We start from the raw sequence: 16008 nt of genomic DNA on the forward strand, positions 1-16008 counted from the left end.
ACGAGGAGAGGGCAGGACGGTGCGGCGGGCAGGCTCAGCCGCGGGCGAAGCGCAGGGTCACCACCTGGAAAGGGCGCAGCGCCAGGCGCACCCCGCCCTCGACGCGCTCGACCCCGGCGGTCTCGAGCGGGCGCTCCAGCAGGTCGACCGCCTCGACGCCGTCGAACTCGAACCCGGCGCTCACGATCGCCGAGGACCGGGCCCCCAGCGACTCATAGAGCCGGACCACGACGTCACCCGAGCCGTCGTCAGCCAGCTTGACGGCCTCCACGACCACCCCGCCGCCGTCCACGGACACCAGCGGCTCGACGACTTCCCCGGAACCACGGACGACCCGCAGCGGCAGGTTGACGCGGTACCCCTCACGGATGGCGTCGGCGATCCCGGCGCCGGGCACGACGGCGTACCGCAGCCGGTGCACGCCGAGGTCGGCGACGGGATCGGGGCTCTGGGGCGCGCGCAGCAGCGACAAACGCACCTGCGTCGTGGTGCCGCCGCCCTCCCGGTCGCGACGGCTGACGTCGTGGCCGTAGGTCGAGTCGTTGACCACGGCGGCGCCGTACCCGGGCTCGCCGACGTGGACCCAGCGGTGGGCGCAGATCTCGAACTTCGCTGCGTCCCAGGAGGTGTTGGTGTGAGTCGGCCGGTGGACGTGCCCGAACTGCACCTCCGAGGTCGAGCGCTCGGTGGTGACGTCGAGGTCGAACCCGGCCTTGAGGATCTTCTCCCGCTCGCGCCAGTCGACCTCGGTGCCGACGTCGACCCTGGCCTCGCCGGAGGTGAGGGTGAGCAGCTGGGTCACCGTTGAGTCCCCGAACCGGCGCACCACCCGTACCCCGTCCTCGACCGGCTCGACCGACTCGGCGTCGGTGAGGTCGGTCCAGGTGCGGCGGTAGTAGGCGTCGACGTCCCAGGCGTCGAAGTCGACGGGGGTGTCGGGGTGCAGCTGGAGGAGGTTGCCCGCCGACCCGGGGGCGAGCGCCTCGCGCCCGGACGCCATGTCGACGACGGAGGTGAGCAGGCCGTGGTCGTCGACCCGGGCGGTGACCAGCCCGTTGGACAGCACCCACCCGTGGCCGTCGGCCTCGACCGTCACGGGATCGGTGGCGTCACCGGAGGACGACCGCGGCCCGGCGCCGAGCGCGGGCACCCCGGCGCGCGGGTCGGGGCTCGCGTTGAACACGACCTCGGCCTCACCATCGCCGGCGAGGGCGGCCTGGGCGGCGTCGATGATCGCCGTGAGCTCCTGCGCGACGGCCTCGTAGGCGGCGACCGCCTCACGGTGCACCCAGCCGATCGAGGAGCCCGGCAGGATGTCGTGGAACTGCTGCAGCAGCACCACCTTCCAGATCCGGTCCAGCTCCTCGACGGGGTACGGCGCCCCCGTGCGGACCGTGGCGGTGCTCGCCCAGAGCTCGGCCTCGCGAAGCAGGTGCTCGCTCCGGCGGTTGCCCTGCTTGGTCTTCGCCTGCGAGGTGTAGGTGCCGCGGTGCATCTCGAGGTAGAGCTCACCGACCCAGACAGGGGCACCGGGGTACTCCGCCTCCGCCTTCTGGAAGAACGCGTCGGGGCGCTCCACCTCGATGCGCGCCGAGCCGTCGAGGTCGCGCAGCCGCTTGGCCCGCGCGAGCATCTCGCGGGTGGGGCCGCCCCCGCCATCACCCCAGCCGAACGGCAGCAGCGAGCGCGTCGCGTCGCCCTTGTCGGAGAAGTTGCGGGAGGCGTGGGCGACCTCGGCCCCGGAGACCTCGGAGCCGTAGGTGTCCGCCGGCGGGAAGTGGGTGAAGACGCGCGTTCCGTCCAGGCCCTCCCAGCGGAACGAGTGGTGCGGGAAGCGGTTGGTGGTGTTCCACGAGATCTTCTGGGTGAGGAACCACTGAGACCCCGAGAGCGCGATGAGCTGCGGCAGGGCGGCGGTGTAGCCGAACGAGTCCGGCAGCCACACCTCGCGGGTCTCGATGCCGAGCTCGTCGAGGAAGAAGCGCTTGCCGTGGTTGAGCTGGCGGGCCAGCGCCTCACCGCCGGGCATGTTGGTGTCGGACTCGACCCACATTCCGCCGACCGGCACGAAACGCCCCTCGCGCACGCGTTCGACGACGCCGGTCCAGACCTCCGGGCGGTGGTCGCGCAGCCAGGCGAACTGCTGGGCCGAGGACATCGCGTAGACGAGGTCCGGGTCGTCCTCCATCAGCGCGAGGACGTTGGAACAGGTGCGGGCCACCTTGCGCACGGTCTCCCGCACCGGCCACAGCCACGCCGAGTCGATGTGGGCGTGGCCGACGGCGGAGATCCGGTGGGCGCTCGCCCGGGCCGGGTCGGACAGCACTCCTTCGAGCTCGCCTCGCGCGGCCGACGCGGTGCCCGCGATGTCGGCCGTGTCGAGCCGGTCGAGCGCCCGGTCGACGGCCCGGAGCAACTGCCACTGACGGGGGTCGTGCGCGTCGAGCTCGAACGCCAGCTGGCCGAGGACCTCGAGGTCCTGCTGCAGCTCCCACACCTCCTGCTCGAAGACGGCGAGCTCGGCCCGCACCACGCGGTACATCGGCTCGCGCCCTGCCGTCTCGGGGTCGCCCAGCGGCGACGGGCGGAAGTCGAACCCGCCACCTCCGAGCAGCAGCGGGTTGGACGCCGACTCCACGAACAGGTCGACGGCCTCACCCGCCCCGGCGTCGCTGACGCGCACCCACTGGTTGCGCGGGTTGAGCCCCTTCATCGGTGTGCCGTCGGCGCGGTAGACGAGGCCCTCCACGTGGAAACCGGTGCGCAGCGGGTCGAACCCGAGGTCCAGCCGCAGGTCCACGGGCCGGCCCGCGTGCTCGACGGGCACCTCCCCACGCACGCGCCACCACGTGGTGCCCCACGGCGGCCCCCACGGCTCCCCCACCCGCGCGGACGCGTACGGCGCGGCCAGCCCCTCCGCGACCGGCACCGGCTCGCCCGGGGCGTCCCACCGCCCGAGGTCCACCGGTACGGGGTGGGACCAGACGGCGTCCTCGATCCGCTGGAGGGTGCGGCGCAGCCGGCCTTCGATGAGGCGGCGGTCGTCGTGCATGGGGGGCTCCTTCTCGTGGGGGCGAGTGGTTGCGGCAGGTATGGCGTGGGGCAGGTGGGTCAGGCCGCGATGGCCACGACGGTCCGGTCGGTGCGTTCGAGGAGGTGGGCCCCGTCGTGCCCCCCAAAGGTGGCACGGTCGCCGTGCACCGGCGACCGGCGTCCGCCGGGGCAGACGAGCATCGCGCCGTCGGCCTCGAGGGCGACCAGCTCGTCGCCCACGCGCAGCAGCACCGGGGCGTCCGGGCCGGCGGAGACCGCAGTGCGCCCGGCGAGCATGCCGCCGAGCACGTCACCGTCGGCGCAGGCCACCCAGGTCGTCGGGCGGCCGAGCTCGACCCACGGCTCGGGTCGATGGAAGTCGCTGCCGCCCAATGGGATCGGACACCCGGCCGCAACCCACCACGCGAGCGGCCCACCGTCGGCGAGGTCGGTCCACGAGGAGTGCCAGACCTCTGACGCCGGGGTGGGCTGCGAGCCGGGAACGCTCGGGTGGCGCCAGGCGCAGTCGCCCGACACGGGGTGGTTCACCGAGAGCAGCCCACCCCGTGCCTGCACGTCGGCGGCCCAGGTCCCCCCTGGTTGGCGGAAGTCGACCCAGCCGATGTCGCCGAACGCGTTGGCGTGCCCGTCGGCCGTCGTCACCTCCTGACCGGGCAGCAGGTCGATGCCGTAGTGGGCGCCCGCCTCCGCGAGGCATGGGTGGTGGCTGGTGGTGTTGTGGTCGGTGACCCAGAGGAAGTCGAGCCCGCGTCCGGCGGCCAGGGCCGCCAGCTCGTCGATGCTGAGGAAGCCGTCGGAGTGGACGGTGTGCGCGTGGCAGTCACCAGCAAGCCAGCGCAGCCCCTCCACAGCAGGCAGGTCGCGACGCGGCCGGCGCTCGGGCACCGGTGGCCGAGGCACGTCCAGGGCCTCTCGGGCGACCGTGGCGGTGGTGTCGACCGTGACCTCGTAGGCCAGCCCGCCCTCGGGTATGCGGTGCAGCCCCAGGACGACCTCCCACCGCCCCGGCGGGAGACCCCGGTCGAGGTAGCCAGGGGTCGCGCCCTCCCGTCCGAGGGCGATGACGCTGCGCGCCCCACCGGACCACCCGCGCCAGCCCAGCGGGTCGACGAGGCCGAGGTCGAGGACGCCGGCCGAGCCGTGCGACCGGTCGAAGTCGAGGGTCACGCGCAGCCCCGCGCACGACGAGGGCACGTCGAACGGCAGCTGGTGCCAGACGGACTCGGCCCGGTGGGCCGGCGTCCAGGTCCCGGCGAAGACCCTCACGACCCGACCAGCTCGCCGTCCCCGTCTGCGCGGTAGAGCAGGGCCCGTCCGGGCGCCGGGGTGACCGTCAGGGCATCGCCGAGGTCGGGCTCGTCAGCCTCGGGGATGACCGCCCGCAGCGACTGCTCCCCGGCGTCGAGCGTCACGAGCACGTGCACGCCGAGGTTCTCGACGGCACTCACGGTGCCGACGACCGAGCCCTCGGGCACGCCGCCGTCCGCGGTCGCGCCCTCCGCCGTCACGTACTCGGGGCGCACGCCGTACACGACCTTGTCGCCCTCGGCGACGGCGAACCCGTCGGGGACGGGCAGCGTGAAGCCGCCGAGGTCGAGCCGCCCGTCGACGACCTGCGCGTCGAGCAGGTTCATGGGGGTCGCGCCGATGAAGTTGGCGACGAAGGTGTTGGCCGGCCGCTGGAAGACCTCCCGGGGTGTCCCCACCTGGCGGATGCGACCGGACTCCATCACCGCCATCCGGTCGGCCATGGCGAGCGCCTCGGCCTGGTCGTGGGTGACGAACACCGTGGTGACGCCGAGCGACTTCTGCAGCTGCTTGAGGAAGGTGCGGGCCTCCAGCCGCAGTCGCGCGTCGAGGTTGGACAGGGGCTCGTCGAAGAGGAAGACCTGGGGGTGGCAGGCGATCGCGCGGGCCAGGGCGACCCGCTGCTGCTGGCCACCGGAGAGCTGGGCCGGGCGCCGCTCCATCAGCGCGCCGAGGCTTAGACCTTGCGCGGTCTCGAGGGCCCGCGCGGCGCGCTCGTCCTTGCCGACCTTCTGGATGCGCAGCGGGTAGGCGACGTTGTCCGTCACCGTCATGTGCGGGAAGAGGGCGTAGTCCTGGAAGACCATCGCCACGTCCCGGTCACCGGGCTCGAGCCGGGTCACGTCGCGGTCGCCGATCGCCACCGTCCCCTCGGTCGCCGCCTCGAGCCCGGCGAGGGTGCGCAGCAGGGTGGTCTTGCCGCAGCCGGACGGGCCGAGCAGCGCGAAGAACTCGCCGTCGCCGATCTCGACGTCGACGCCGTCGACGCCACGCACGCCGCCGGGGTACTCCTTGACCAGCCCGGCCAGGGTCACAGATGCCATCAGCCCTTGATTCCTCCTTGGAAGGCGAACCCGTAGCGGCGGTTCACGACGAGGTAGAGCACGACGACCGGCACGGAGTAGACGAGCGCGAACGTCGAGATGAGTGCGAAGTTCGGCTGGCCGCCGGCGTCGTAGAACGTGTACATCACTACTGCCGCAGGCTGTTTCGCCGGGTCGGACAGCAGGACGTAGGGGACGAGGAAGTTGCCCCAGACCTGCACCAGGGCCCAGACGCCGACCGTGGCCATGCCGGGCCGGATGACCGGGAGCACGATGTGGCGCAGGATCTGGCTCGGGCTCGCACCGAACACGCGGGCGGACTCCTCGTACGACCGCGGGATCGAGTCGACGAAGTCCTTGAGCATGAACACCGCTGCCGGCAGCAGACCGCCGGACAGGACCAGGACGACTCCCACCTGACGGTCGATGAGCCCGATCTGGAACAGCATCAGGAAGATCGGCACCATCGCCGCCGTCCCGGTGACGATGGAGCTGAGCAGCAGCAGCGCGTAGAGCAGCTGGTCGCGGCCGGGGATGCGGACCCGGCTCAGGGCGTAGGCCGCCAGCGCCGCCAACGCGATCACCAGGACCGACGAGCCGATCGCCAGCACGAGCGAGTTGCGGATCGAGGGCCAGGTCTGGGGGTTGTCGAACAGCTTGGCCATGTTGTCGAGCGTGAAGCCTGACAGCGTGGCCCGGTACGACGGCGCCGGGGAGAAGGGCGTGAGCACGAGCCACAGCAGCGGCAGCGCGAAGAACACGACGAGGACGCACACCCCGGCATACACGAGCGAGCGCGTGGCGACCGTCCTGGCAGGGGCCAGCGTCCGCGCTGAGGACCGGACCGGCGCGGCGGAGGCGGCGGCGCTCATGCCGTGGCCTCGTCGTGGCTGCGGGTGCGCAGCAGCCGGATGTAGGCCACCGCGATGACGAGGTTGGCCACGAGCAGCAGCAGCGAGATCGCCGACCCGTAGCCGAGGTGGCCGCCGATGATGGCCTCCTTGTAGATGTAGACGGGCAGGATCTCGGACTGGTTGTCCGGGCCGCCACCGGTCAGCAGGTAGGGCGAGAAGTCGTTGAACGTCCACAGCGTGATGAGCAGCGTGTTGGTCAGGACGTGGCGCTTCACCGTGGGCAGGACGACGTCGCGCAGCTGCTGCCACGGCCGCGCGCCCGCCATCCGCGCCACCTCGAGGTGGGAACGCGGAACGGTGTTGATGGCTGCGGCGTAGAGCAGCATCGAGAAGGCCGTGCCGCGCCAGATGTTGAACACGATGATGACGGCCATGGGGTGGTCGATGGCCCAGGCGTAGTCGGTCGTCCCGAGGATGGCGTTGAGCGTGCCGTCGCGGCGGTCGAGCAGCGCCTGCCACAGGAACGCCACGACCGATCCGGGAAGGATCCACGCGAGCAGCACCAGCACGTTGAGGACGTTGCGGACGACCGCGTGCGTGGTGCGGAAGAACCACGCCAGCAGGAAGCCCAGCACGTTCTGGCCGACCACCGCCGAGAACCCGACGTAGAGCAGCGTGAGGTAGAGCGAGCGGGTGAAGGCCGGGTCGCCGAGCGCCGTGACGTAGTTGCCGAGGCCGACGAAGGTGGGTGCCTTCGCCGCGGACCCGGTGAGGCTGTAGTCGAGCAGGCCGAGGTAGATCGTCCACACCGCGGGGAAGACGAGGAACACCCCGACGAGGACGAGGGCGGGCGCGACGAACACCATCGCCCGACCGCGGCCGAGCCCGACGACGTCACCGTCGGGCGCCGCCGGTCCCGGCCGGGCCGGGACCGGCGCAGCCGCGACCGGCGCGACCTCAGCCTCCGGAGACGTGCTCGGCACCGACGGCCTTCTGCAGGGATGCCTGGTACGCCTTGGCGGCCTCGTCCGGGCTGGTGCCGGTGACGACCTTGCCCGTCGCCTCCTGGATCGCCAGCGACACCTCGTTGTACTTCTCGTCCGAGGGCCGGTAGGTCGTGATCGGCAGCACCTCCTTGGAGATGAAGCTCAGCAGCGGGTCGTTCGTCAGGGTCGCGTCGTTGACGTCGGCACGGGCGGAGATGCGGATCTGCGCCTTCGACAGTGCGGTCTGCATGTCCTTGGAGGCCATGAACGCCATGAGCTCCCACGCCTGCTGCGGGTACTTCGTCTTCGGGCTGAGAAGCCAGCCCGAACCTCCGGAGACGCTGACGAAGTCCTGACCGTTGACGCCCTTGCCCGGGGTCATGGCCGGGATCTTGGCCCAGCCGACGACGTCGTTGCGGTTGGCCATCGAGGTCGTCCCGCAGTCCTTCTTGGACGGGCAGATCACCGAACGCCAGAAGTAGTCGCCCTCGGCGAGGATGCCGATCTTGCCCTTGCTGAAGTCGGCGAACGACTGGTCGCGCCCGGCCTTGTCCTGCTGGACGCGCTTGTCGCCGAGGCCGCTGCCGTAGACCTGCTGGTAGAACTTCAGCACGTCCTTGACGCCCTCGGTCGCGCCCTGCCACTTGGCTTCGGAGTCGTTGTAGAGCGGCTGGCCGGTGCCGGCGAGCAGCGGCAGGAAGCCCTGCGCGCTGGTCGCCTCGCCCATGGGGACGCCCGCGTTGATCTGGATCGGGTTGACCCCGGGGAGCTTCTTGAGTGCCTGGCCCGCCGAGATGATGTCGGCCCACGACTTCGGCTGCCAGTCGGCCGGCAGCCCGGCCTTCGAGAACAGCGACTTGTTGAAGTACAGGACACGTCCGTCGGTGCCGTTGGGGATGCCGTACAGCTGGTCCTTGAAGGCGAGGTTCTGCTGCACCGCCTTGGAGATCTGCTGCCACCCGTCCCAGCTCTTCGCCGGGGCACCGACGACGTCGTCGAGCGGCTTGACGTAGCCGGCGCTGGCCAGCTCACCCAGCCAGATGCCGTCGGCGGCGAAGACGTCGGCGCCGCTGCCGGTCTTGAGGTTGAGCTCGAGCTTGGTCTTGTACTGCTCGTCCTCCACGCCGGACCCGTTGAAGGTGACCTTGGCGGTGACGCCCTTCGCCTTCTGGGCGGCGACGAAGCCGGGGATGACCGAGTCGGTGATCCAGGCTGCCTCGGCGGCGTTCTTGCCGCCCGCCACGTCGTTGGCGCTGATCACGAGGGTGACGTCCTTGGCACTCGCGTTGGCGCTCGGGTTGGCTTTGGCGCCCGAGTCCTTGGCACCGACGCAGCCGGTCAGGACGAGGGAGACGGCGGTGCCGCTGGTGAGCAGCACCGCCCGGCGGGAGAGACGCATCGATGGACCTCCGGGGGGATGGTGCCGGTGTCGCCCACCCCATGGCCCTGGGGGTGACCTCCACCGACGGCAGGTCCGCGTTGACCTGCACCAGCACCCTTCCACACCGGGGCAAAAGGGTCCACGGTGACAATCTCGCCCTTTGTCAGGGCAGCGCCCGCCGAACCCGGCAGCGGGCGGTCAGGACGACGGCTGCACCAGGGTGCGCAGGGTGGCGTCCGCCTCGGAGGTGACGGGGTCGTCGAGGTCGCCGACGAACACGGCGTACGCGGTGCGCGCGGGGTTGGACTCGAGCTCGGCGAGCACCTCGCGCCAGGCGTCGAGGTTGGGGTGGGACAGCGAGGTGCACGCCTCGGCGGGCTCCAGCGTGTGCACCGCTTGGGAGAGCTGCTGTGCCGACATCTGGTAGGTCTCGCTGCCGTGGGCATGTCCCACGACGGCGGCCAGGATGACGCACGGAAGTCCGTGCGTCCCGCCGGGCGGGTTCACGTGCGGGAACTCGAACTCCGGTGAGCTCGACGCAGGGCTGATGCCCACGGCGTACGCGACGGGGCTGCGCCAGCCGTCGATCGTCGCGGCGAGCGCGGCCTTGATCGCGGCGAGTCCCTCGGGGGTGCTCCAGTCAGCCGTCATCGCCCCATCCTGACAGCCGAGGGGAACGCGTCGCGGTACGAGCGCAGGTCCACCGCACCGTTGGACACCGACGTGGCCGCGAGCACGGCGTGCCCGACAGCCCGGGTGACGCAGTCACCGGCGGCCACCATCAGGGCGTGCAGCCCCGGCAGGTCGGGTGGGGGTCGCTCCCCGGTCGCGAGGGTGAAGAGGGTGTCGCCGTCGAGCAGCGTGTGGACCGGGTGCAGCGCCCGGGCGAGCCCGTCGTGGCCCAGCCCGGCCACCTTCTGGCACTGCGCCTTGGTCAGGGTGGCATCAGTGGCGACGACGCCGATGGTGGTGGCCGTCCCGGGCCGGATGGAGCGCTCCGCGTGCGCCGCCGCGGCCCGGTCCCGGGCGGCGTCCAGCTCGGCGCGGTCGGGCGCCCGGAGCCGGGCGAACTCGTCGCCCAGGCCGTGGCGGGCGGCGAGGAGCTCGCCCGACCGCGGGTCCACGGCGTCGCCGATCGCGTTGACCACGACGAGCGCCGCCACGGTCGTGCCGTCGTCGAGGACGGCGCTGGCCGACCCCACGCCGCCCTTGAGACCACCCGCCTCGGCGCCCGTCCCGGCACCGACACAGCCCTGCTCCACCGCCCCGGCGTGGGCGGCGTCGACGGCCGCGGCGCCGTCCTCGGCTGTGGGGGCGTGGTCGAACACCCCGCCGCGCCCGAGGTCGAACAGGACGGCGGCCGGGACGATCGGCACCACCTCACCCGGCTCGCCCATCGGCCAGCCACGTCCGGCGACAAACAGCCGCCGCAGGACGCCGTCGGCCGCCGCGAGGCCCAACGCGCTTCCGCCGGTCAGCACGACCGCGTCCACCCGGTCGACGAGGTTGCGGGGGTCGAGCAGGTCGGTCTCCCGGGTGCCGGGTGCGCCGCCCCGCACGTCCACACCGGCGACCGCGCCCCCGTCGGGTGCCAGGACGACGGTGGTCCCGGTGAGCCAGCCCGGCTCGGTACGCGTCGCGTGCCCCACCCGCAGCCCGGGCACGTCGGTCAGGGTGTTGGTCGGGCCCGGGCGCACGGAGTCAGTCCTGCGAGGCGTCGACGACGCAGAACCGGTTGCCGTCGGGGTCCTGCAGGACGACGTAGTCGATCGGCTCGTCGGGGTAGGGCCAGTCCTCGACCCGGTCGGCGCCGAGCCCGGCCAGGCGCTCGACCTCAGCCGCCTGGTCCGCGGCGTAGAGGTCGAGGTGGACGTGCGGGACCGGGTCGGGCCGGGTGTCACCGAGGTTGAGGGAGAGGTTGGGGCCACTGCCGTCGCGGGGCTGGAGGATGACCCAGTCGGGCTCGGGCTCGTAGCGGGGCTCGTAGCCGAGGGCCGCCGCCCAGAACGCCGTGGCCCGGGGCACGTCGGCAACGTTGAGGACGATGGAGCCGATCCGCAGCCCGACGCTCACCGGAGCTCCAGGTGGTAGGCAGCCTCGTGCGGCCGGAGCCCCACGCGCTCGACCATCGGCCGCGTGTGGGTCCCCGCCGCCATCCGGACCTCGCCGAGGCCCTCGACCCGGGCCCACCCGACGGCGGCGCGCAGCAGGTGCTCCCCCACGCCGATGCCGCGGTGGGTGGGCCGCACGAAGAAGGTGTCGACCGCCAGCACCCCGCCGCCGTCGCGGCGACCGGGCCACGGGAGGTCGGGCAGCAGGGTGGCCTGGAGGTAGCCGGCGTGCTGGTCGCCGACCTCGGCGATCCACGTCGGGCGGGTGCGCAGCTGGGCGGACCACGACCGCGCGTAGCGGTCGAGGAAGCCGGGTTCGGTGGCGCCGCCGCGGTGCAGGGCGCACTGCAGGGTCAGGCCGGCGACGACGAGGGCGTCGTCAGGACCTGCGGGACGGGTGCGCACGTCGGTCACGGCGGCAGTCAAGCACGCTGAGGGCGTGACGCGCTCGTGCACCGGGCCGGTCTGTGGCCCCGCAGGACTCGAGGAGCCTCCGGCGCCCCGCCCGCGGACACAGCAACGCCCGTCCAGTCGATTCTGGACGGGCGCTCCTGTGCTTGGGGGGCTACAGCTGGATGCCGAGCCGGCGTGCGCTGCGGGCGCGCTGGCGCGAGGCGCGCAGCCGGCGGAGCCGCTTGATGAGCATGGGGTCGGCCTCGAGAGCGGCCGGGGAGTCGATGAGGGCGTTGAGCACCTGGTAGTAACGGGTGGCGCTCATGTCGAAGAGCTCGCGGATGGCCTGTTCCTTGGCCCCGGCGTACTTCCACCACTGCCGCTCGAAGGCGATGATCTCGCGGTCGCGCTCGCTCAGCGAGGCTGAGGCGCTGACGTGATCCTGCTCGTGTGCGGCGTTCACTCTCGACCCTTCGTGGTGGTGCGTGCGAGGCCAACTATACGGACCGAATCACACGCTTGTCATTCCACTCCGGAGGTTTCGCAGAACGGTTCGTGACCCCTTGGTCCCACCGGTCACAGCAGCCTCAGGACGTGCGCAGCGCCCCAGTCTCGGCCCGCTGGTGGCCGGCACCGCGCACCCGCAGGGCTGCTCGCCCGGAACGGCTCAGGGGCGCCGCCACCAGGGCCAGCCCGACCGCGCCGTACAGCGGGTGGAACCACGACAGGGCGGGCAGGTAGACGAGCTCGAGGGCGATCCACACGACCTGCCCCGCACCCACCACCACGGCGGCCAGCCACGACCAGTGCTCACCGGTCCGGCGCTCCACCCAGCCGAGCCACGGCCAGCGCGGGCGCCGCGCCATCCCCCAGGCGACCACGAGCGAGCCCAGCCCGAAGCCCAGGCCGAGGACCAGACCGGGCACCACCCAGCTCGAGACGAGGGGTATGCCGTCGAGCCACTCGCGGGGCGGCCGCACCTGCTCGCCGCCCCACGCGGTCGCCATGACGAAGCCGCCGGCGGCCGCGGTCACGCCCAGGAACACCAGCAGGCTGATCGTCAGCCGCACCGAGAACGGCCGGGACTGCTTCGTGGGCGTCGTGGTCGCCATGGGACACCTCCGTCACGCCCACCCTGCTGCGCACGGGGGTCTCGCGGCAGGGCCCTACGTCACCCTCGGCAGGCCGTTCAGGCCATGGTGTCGAGGATGGCGACGATGTCGTCCTCGGAGGTGCGCGGGTTGACGATGGCGAACCGCGTCAGCGTCTCCCCCTCGTGCGAGGTGGGCACCACGAACGCGAACTCCTCGGCCAGCAGCCGGTCCGACCACTCCTGGTAGTCAGCGGCGGTCCACCCGATCCGCCGGAACACCACGACCGACAGGTCCGGCTCGCGGACGACCTCGAGGTGGTCGCGCCGGGCGATCTCGGCGGCGGCGAACCGCGTGACCTCCAGCGTGCGCTCGACCGCCTCGGTGTAGGCATCGGTCCCGTGGGTGGCGAGGCTGAACCAGAACGGCAGCCCGCGGGCCCGCCGGGTCAGCCCGACGGAGTAGTCGGTGGGGTTCCAGTCGGGGGCCGCGGTGAGGACGTCGAGGTACGACGCGTGCTGGGTGTGCGCGGCGCGGGCCAGCGCGGGCTCGCGGTAGAGCAGGGCGCAGCAGTCGAACGGCGCGAACAGCCACTTGTGCGGGTCGACGATGAAGGAGTCGGCGTGCTCGATGCCCTCGTAGAGGTGGCGCACCGAGGGCGCGGCGAGACCCGCACCGCCGTACGCGCCGTCGACGTGGAACCAGATGCCGAACTCGCGACACACCGCAGCGACGGACTCGAGGTCGTCGACGATGCCGAAGTTGGTGGTGCCCGAGGTCGCGACGACGGCGAAGAACGTCTCCGGTCCGTGCTCGAGCAGCACCTCCCGCAGCTCGGGGCCGGTCAGTCGACCGCTGTCGTCGACCTGCACGCCGACGAACTCGGCGTCCATGACGTCGCAGGCCGACTGGATCGAGGAGTGCGCGCCGTGCGTGGCAGCGACCCGCCAGGGCCGAGCCCCCTCCCCCCGTCGGCCCGCCTGGGTCGCCTCCATGCGGGCGGTGTGGCGCGCAGCGACGAGCGCCGAGAGGTTGCCGATGGTGCCGCCCGGGACGAAGACGCCTCCGGCCTCCGGCGGCATGCCCACGAGGTCGGCGATCCAGCGCAGCGCCTGGTTCTCGGCGAAGACGGCCCCGGCACCCTCGAGCCACGAGCCGCCGTAGATCGACGACGCCCCCACGACGAGGTCGAACATCGCGGACGCCTCGGTCGGGGCGCACGGGATGAAGGACAGGTAGCGCGGGTGGTCGGTCGAGATGCAGGCCGGGGCGAGGTCCTCCTCGAACAGCTTGAGCGCCGCGAGGCCGCCGATGCCCTCGGGGGTGATCGTCAGGCCCGCCGAGACGTCGAGCTCGGCGAGCGTCCGGGGGCCGTCGAGGGGGACCGGGTCGAGCTTCAGCCGGTCGGCGGAGTAGGCGAGGATCGCGTCGCCGAGGGTCTCGAGCTGCTGGTCGCTGTAGCCGTGCACGCGGCGAAGTCTAGGCCCGCGCCACCGCGAACAGCTCCGCCCTCAGGGCCGCCACGTCGTCCACCGTGGCCACCGGTCCCGCGGCCTCCAGCGCGGCACGCAGGCCGGCTCCCCACGTCACGGCCAGCGCGCCCATACCCGCCGCCAGTGCGGCCTGGACGTCCACCGTCGCGTCGCCCACGTAGACGCAGTCCTGCGGGGCGGCGCCGAGCCGCGCCGCGGCGTGCAGGAGCGGGGCCGGGTGCGGCTTGTGGTGCGGCGTGGCCTCCTGCCCTGCCAGCACGTCGATGCGCTCGGCGAGGCCGACGGCCCGCAGCCCCAGCTCCACGGTCTCCGCCTTCTTCGACGACACGACCCCTGTCCGCGCGCCGGCGGCGTGCAGCTCGTGGAGGAGGGCCGGCACACCGTCGACGGTGCGGATGAGGGCGTCGTGGTTGGCGAGGTTCCAGCTGCGGTAGACGTCGGTGAGCTCCTGCCCGCGCCCCGGGTACCGCTCCTCCAGCACCGGCTGCAGCGGTCGGCCGATCCACGACCGCACCTCGTGCTCCGGCGCCTCCTCACCCAGCACCGCGGTGAGCGTGTGGCGGTAGGAGGCGACGATGAGGGGGATGGTGTCGGCCAGGGTGCCGTCGAAGTCGAAGAGCACCACGGGCCAGCGCAGGGAGGTCACCGGGCCAGCGTAGGCAGCCGCGACGCCCGCCCGCAGCGCGGGTGACCGGCCCCCTCCGCGCTCGCTCGTGCGCTCGGGGATACGTTTCTGGGTATGCCGCCCGCCGCCCTCGCCGAGCTCGTGCACCCGTCGTGGGCGAGCGCGCTCGAGCCCGTGTCGGGGACGGTCGCGGCGATGGGCGAGTTCCTGCGCGCCGAGACCGCGGCCGGCCGCGGCTACCTCCCGGCAGGCGGCCACGTGCTGAGGGCGTTCGAGCAGCCACTGGACGCCGTGCGCGTCCTCATCGTCGGCCAGGACCCCTACCCGACCCCGGGCCACGCGGTCGGCCTGTCGTTCTCGGTGGCGCCCGACGTGCAGCCGGTCCCGCGGAGCCTGGCCAACATCTACACCGAGCTGCAGGCCGACCTCGGCGTCGAGCGGCCCACCACCGGCGACCTCTCCCCCTGGGCGGACCGTGGCGTCCTGCTGCTCAACCGCGTGCTCACCGTCCGCCCCGGCGCCCCCGCCAGCCACCGGGGCAAGGGCTGGGAGACCGTGACCGCCCAGGCCATCTCGGCGCTCGTGGCCCGCGGCGGCCCCCTGGTCGCGATCCTCTGGGGCCGGGACGCCCGCAACCTCGCACCCCACCTCGGCGACGTCCCTCGCGTCGAGAGCGCCCACCCCTCACCCCTGTCCGCCCACTCGGGGTTCTTCGGCTCCCGCCCGTTCAGCCGGGCGAACGAGCTGCTCGCCCAGCAGGGGGCCGACCCCGTCGACTGGAGCCTGCCGTGACCGAGCTGCCCGAGAACGACCTGCCGGAGAACGAGACCCACCTGCCCGAGAGCGGCGGCAAGGTGTGGCACCGCTACGTCGCGATCGGCGACTCCTTCACCGAGGGGATGTCGGACGCCGACCCGACGCGTGCGAACGGCTACATCGGCTGGGCCGACCGCCTGGCGGGCCACCTCGCCACCGTCGCCCACGAGGCCGGTGGCGACCTCTCCTACGCCAACCTCGCCGTACGGGGCCGTCTGCTCGCCGACGTCATCGGCCCGCAGCTCGACGCCGCGCTCGCCCTGGGGCCGGACCTCGTCTCCATGGTCGGCGGGGGCAACGACATCCTGCGGCCGAAGGCCGACCTCGACGCCATCGCCGCGCGCCTGGAGGCCGCGGTCGTGCGCCTGCGCGCGGCAGGCGCCGACGTCCTGGTGGCGACCCCGACCGACCCCGAGGGCGCCCCCCTGCTGCGCCACCTGCGCGGTCGGCACGCGATCCACTCCGCCAACATCTTCAGCATCGCCCAGCAGCACGGCTGCTACGTCATCAACCAGTGGGGCATGGACGCCCTCAAGGACTTCCGGCTGTGGTCCGAGGACCGCATCCACATGACGAGCGAGGGACACCGTCGCGTCGCGCTCAACGCCCTGTCCGCGCTCGGACACCCCACCGACCGCGCCGACTGGAGCACCCCGCTGCCGCCGCTGCCACCGGTGGGCCGCCGGGAGGCGACCGCGGCCAACGCCGCCTGGGCGCGGACCCACCTCGCCCCGTGGGTGCAGCGGCGCCTGCGCGGGGAGTCCTCCGGCGACACGGTCACCGCCAAGCGCCCGGAGCTCATCCCGGTGGAGCCGGCCGCGCGCCGTCCCTGATCCCTGCACCCTGGTGTGCG

Annotated in this window: 16 protein-coding genes; 2 read left to right on the top strand and 14 right to left on the bottom strand. The window is 72.8% G+C overall.

Annotated elements, in window-relative coordinates; genetic code table 11:
* Positions 1-34: 34 nt before the first annotated feature.
* The 14 genes from ASG70_RS01010 to ASG70_RS01075 form a co-directional block, all read right to left on the bottom strand.
* Positions 35-3052: a glycoside hydrolase family 38 C-terminal domain-containing protein gene (locus tag ASG70_RS01010; RefSeq protein WP_056881991.1), complete on the bottom strand. Its 3018-nt coding sequence runs from the start codon at positions 3050-3052 to the stop codon at positions 35-37.
* Positions 3053-3111: 59 nt separating this feature from the next.
* Entirely contained in the window at positions 3112-4320 is a 1209-nt protein-coding gene (locus ASG70_RS01015; RefSeq protein ID WP_056881992.1) for a CehA/McbA family metallohydrolase, read from the bottom strand.
* Entirely contained in the window at positions 4317-5405 is a 1089-nt protein-coding gene (locus ASG70_RS01020; protein ID WP_056881993.1) for an ABC transporter ATP-binding protein, read from the bottom strand. The genes ASG70_RS01015 and ASG70_RS01020 overlap by 4 nt, the downstream gene beginning before the upstream one ends.
* Positions 5405-6277 carry a carbohydrate ABC transporter permease gene (locus tag ASG70_RS01025; RefSeq protein WP_082589887.1) on the bottom strand — a complete coding sequence of 291 codons (873 nt, stop codon included), beginning with the start codon at positions 6275-6277 and terminating at the stop codon, positions 5405-5407. The genes ASG70_RS01020 and ASG70_RS01025 overlap by 1 nt, the downstream gene beginning before the upstream one ends.
* On the bottom strand, positions 6274-7242 hold the full coding sequence (locus ASG70_RS01030; RefSeq protein WP_056881994.1) for a carbohydrate ABC transporter permease: 969 nt from the start codon (positions 7240-7242) through the stop codon (positions 6274-6276). The genes ASG70_RS01025 and ASG70_RS01030 overlap by 4 nt, the downstream gene beginning before the upstream one ends.
* On the bottom strand, positions 7217-8644 hold the full coding sequence (locus ASG70_RS01035; RefSeq protein WP_056881995.1) for an extracellular solute-binding protein: 1428 nt from the start codon (positions 8642-8644) through the stop codon (positions 7217-7219). The genes ASG70_RS01030 and ASG70_RS01035 overlap by 26 nt, the downstream gene beginning before the upstream one ends.
* A gap of 180 nt (positions 8645-8824) precedes the next feature.
* On the bottom strand, positions 8825-9277 hold the full coding sequence (locus ASG70_RS01040; protein ID WP_056881996.1) for a hypothetical protein: 453 nt from the start codon (positions 9275-9277) through the stop codon (positions 8825-8827).
* Positions 9274-10323 (bottom strand): P1 family peptidase, encoded by a 1050-nt coding sequence (locus ASG70_RS01045; protein ID WP_056881997.1) that lies wholly within the window; start codon positions 10321-10323, stop codon positions 9274-9276. The genes ASG70_RS01040 and ASG70_RS01045 overlap by 4 nt, the downstream gene beginning before the upstream one ends.
* A 4-nt stretch (positions 10324-10327) precedes the next feature.
* A complete protein-coding gene (locus tag ASG70_RS01050) occupies positions 10328-10699 on the bottom strand; it encodes a VOC family protein (protein WP_235531285.1) in 372 nt (123 codons plus the stop codon).
* Positions 10696-11151 carry a GNAT family N-acetyltransferase gene (locus tag ASG70_RS01055; RefSeq protein WP_056881998.1) on the bottom strand — a complete coding sequence of 152 codons (456 nt, stop codon included), beginning with the start codon at positions 11149-11151 and terminating at the stop codon, positions 10696-10698. The genes ASG70_RS01050 and ASG70_RS01055 overlap by 4 nt, the downstream gene beginning before the upstream one ends.
* Before the next feature lie 151 nt (positions 11152-11302).
* Entirely contained in the window at positions 11303-11593 is a 291-nt protein-coding gene (locus ASG70_RS01060) for a DUF3263 domain-containing protein (protein WP_056881999.1), read from the bottom strand.
* A 124-nt stretch (positions 11594-11717) separates the two neighbouring features.
* Positions 11718-12242: a hypothetical protein gene (locus tag ASG70_RS01065; RefSeq protein WP_056882000.1), complete on the bottom strand. Its 525-nt coding sequence runs from the start codon at positions 12240-12242 to the stop codon at positions 11718-11720.
* Between the two features lie 77 nt (positions 12243-12319).
* On the bottom strand, positions 12320-13690 hold the full coding sequence (locus ASG70_RS01070) for a pyridoxal-dependent decarboxylase (RefSeq protein WP_056882001.1): 1371 nt from the start codon (positions 13688-13690) through the stop codon (positions 12320-12322).
* A 10-nt stretch (positions 13691-13700) separates the two neighbouring features.
* On the bottom strand, positions 13701-14360 hold the full coding sequence (locus tag ASG70_RS01075; RefSeq protein ID WP_056882002.1) for an HAD family hydrolase: 660 nt from the start codon (positions 14358-14360) through the stop codon (positions 13701-13703).
* Between the two features lie 93 nt (positions 14361-14453).
* On the opposite strand from ASG70_RS01075, the gene ASG70_RS01080 reads away from it, so the two are divergent.
* Positions 14454-15131, top strand: a complete 678-nt coding sequence (locus ASG70_RS01080) for a uracil-DNA glycosylase (protein WP_056882003.1) — start codon at positions 14454-14456, stop codon at positions 15129-15131.
* Positions 15132-15136: 5 nt separating this feature from the next.
* Entirely contained in the window at positions 15137-15988 is an 852-nt protein-coding gene (locus tag ASG70_RS01085; RefSeq protein WP_056882075.1) for an SGNH/GDSL hydrolase family protein, read from the top strand.
* The last annotated feature ends 20 nt before the right edge of the window (positions 15989-16008 follow it).

It is taken from the genome of Phycicoccus sp. Soil748 (genome assembly GCF_001428025.1).
Taxonomy (GTDB): domain Bacteria; phylum Actinomycetota; class Actinomycetes; order Actinomycetales; family Dermatophilaceae; genus Pedococcus.

Excerpts from the sequence above, each read along its gene's own strand:
- ASG70_RS01010 (WP_056881991.1), bottom strand. The coding sequence starts at position 3,052 with ATGCACGACGACCGCCGCCTCATCGAAGGCCGGCTGCGCCGCACCCTC.
- ASG70_RS01020 (WP_056881993.1), bottom strand. The coding sequence starts at position 5,405 with ATGGCATCTGTGACCCTGGCCGGGCTGGTCAAGGAGTACCCCGGCGGC.
- ASG70_RS01025 (WP_082589887.1), bottom strand. The coding sequence starts at position 6,277 with ATGAGCGCCGCCGCCTCCGCCGCGCCGGTCCGGTCCTCAGCGCGGACG.
- ASG70_RS01035 (WP_056881995.1), bottom strand. The coding sequence starts at position 8,644 with ATGCGTCTCTCCCGCCGGGCGGTGCTGCTCACCAGCGGCACCGCCGTC.
- ASG70_RS01040 (WP_056881996.1), bottom strand. The coding sequence starts at position 9,277 with ATGACGGCTGACTGGAGCACCCCCGAGGGACTCGCCGCGATCAAGGCC.
- ASG70_RS01065 (WP_056882000.1), bottom strand. The coding sequence starts at position 12,242 with ATGGCGACCACGACGCCCACGAAGCAGTCCCGGCCGTTCTCGGTGCGG.
- ASG70_RS01080 (WP_056882003.1), top strand. The coding sequence starts at position 14,454 with ATGCCGCCCGCCGCCCTCGCCGAGCTCGTGCACCCGTCGTGGGCGAGC.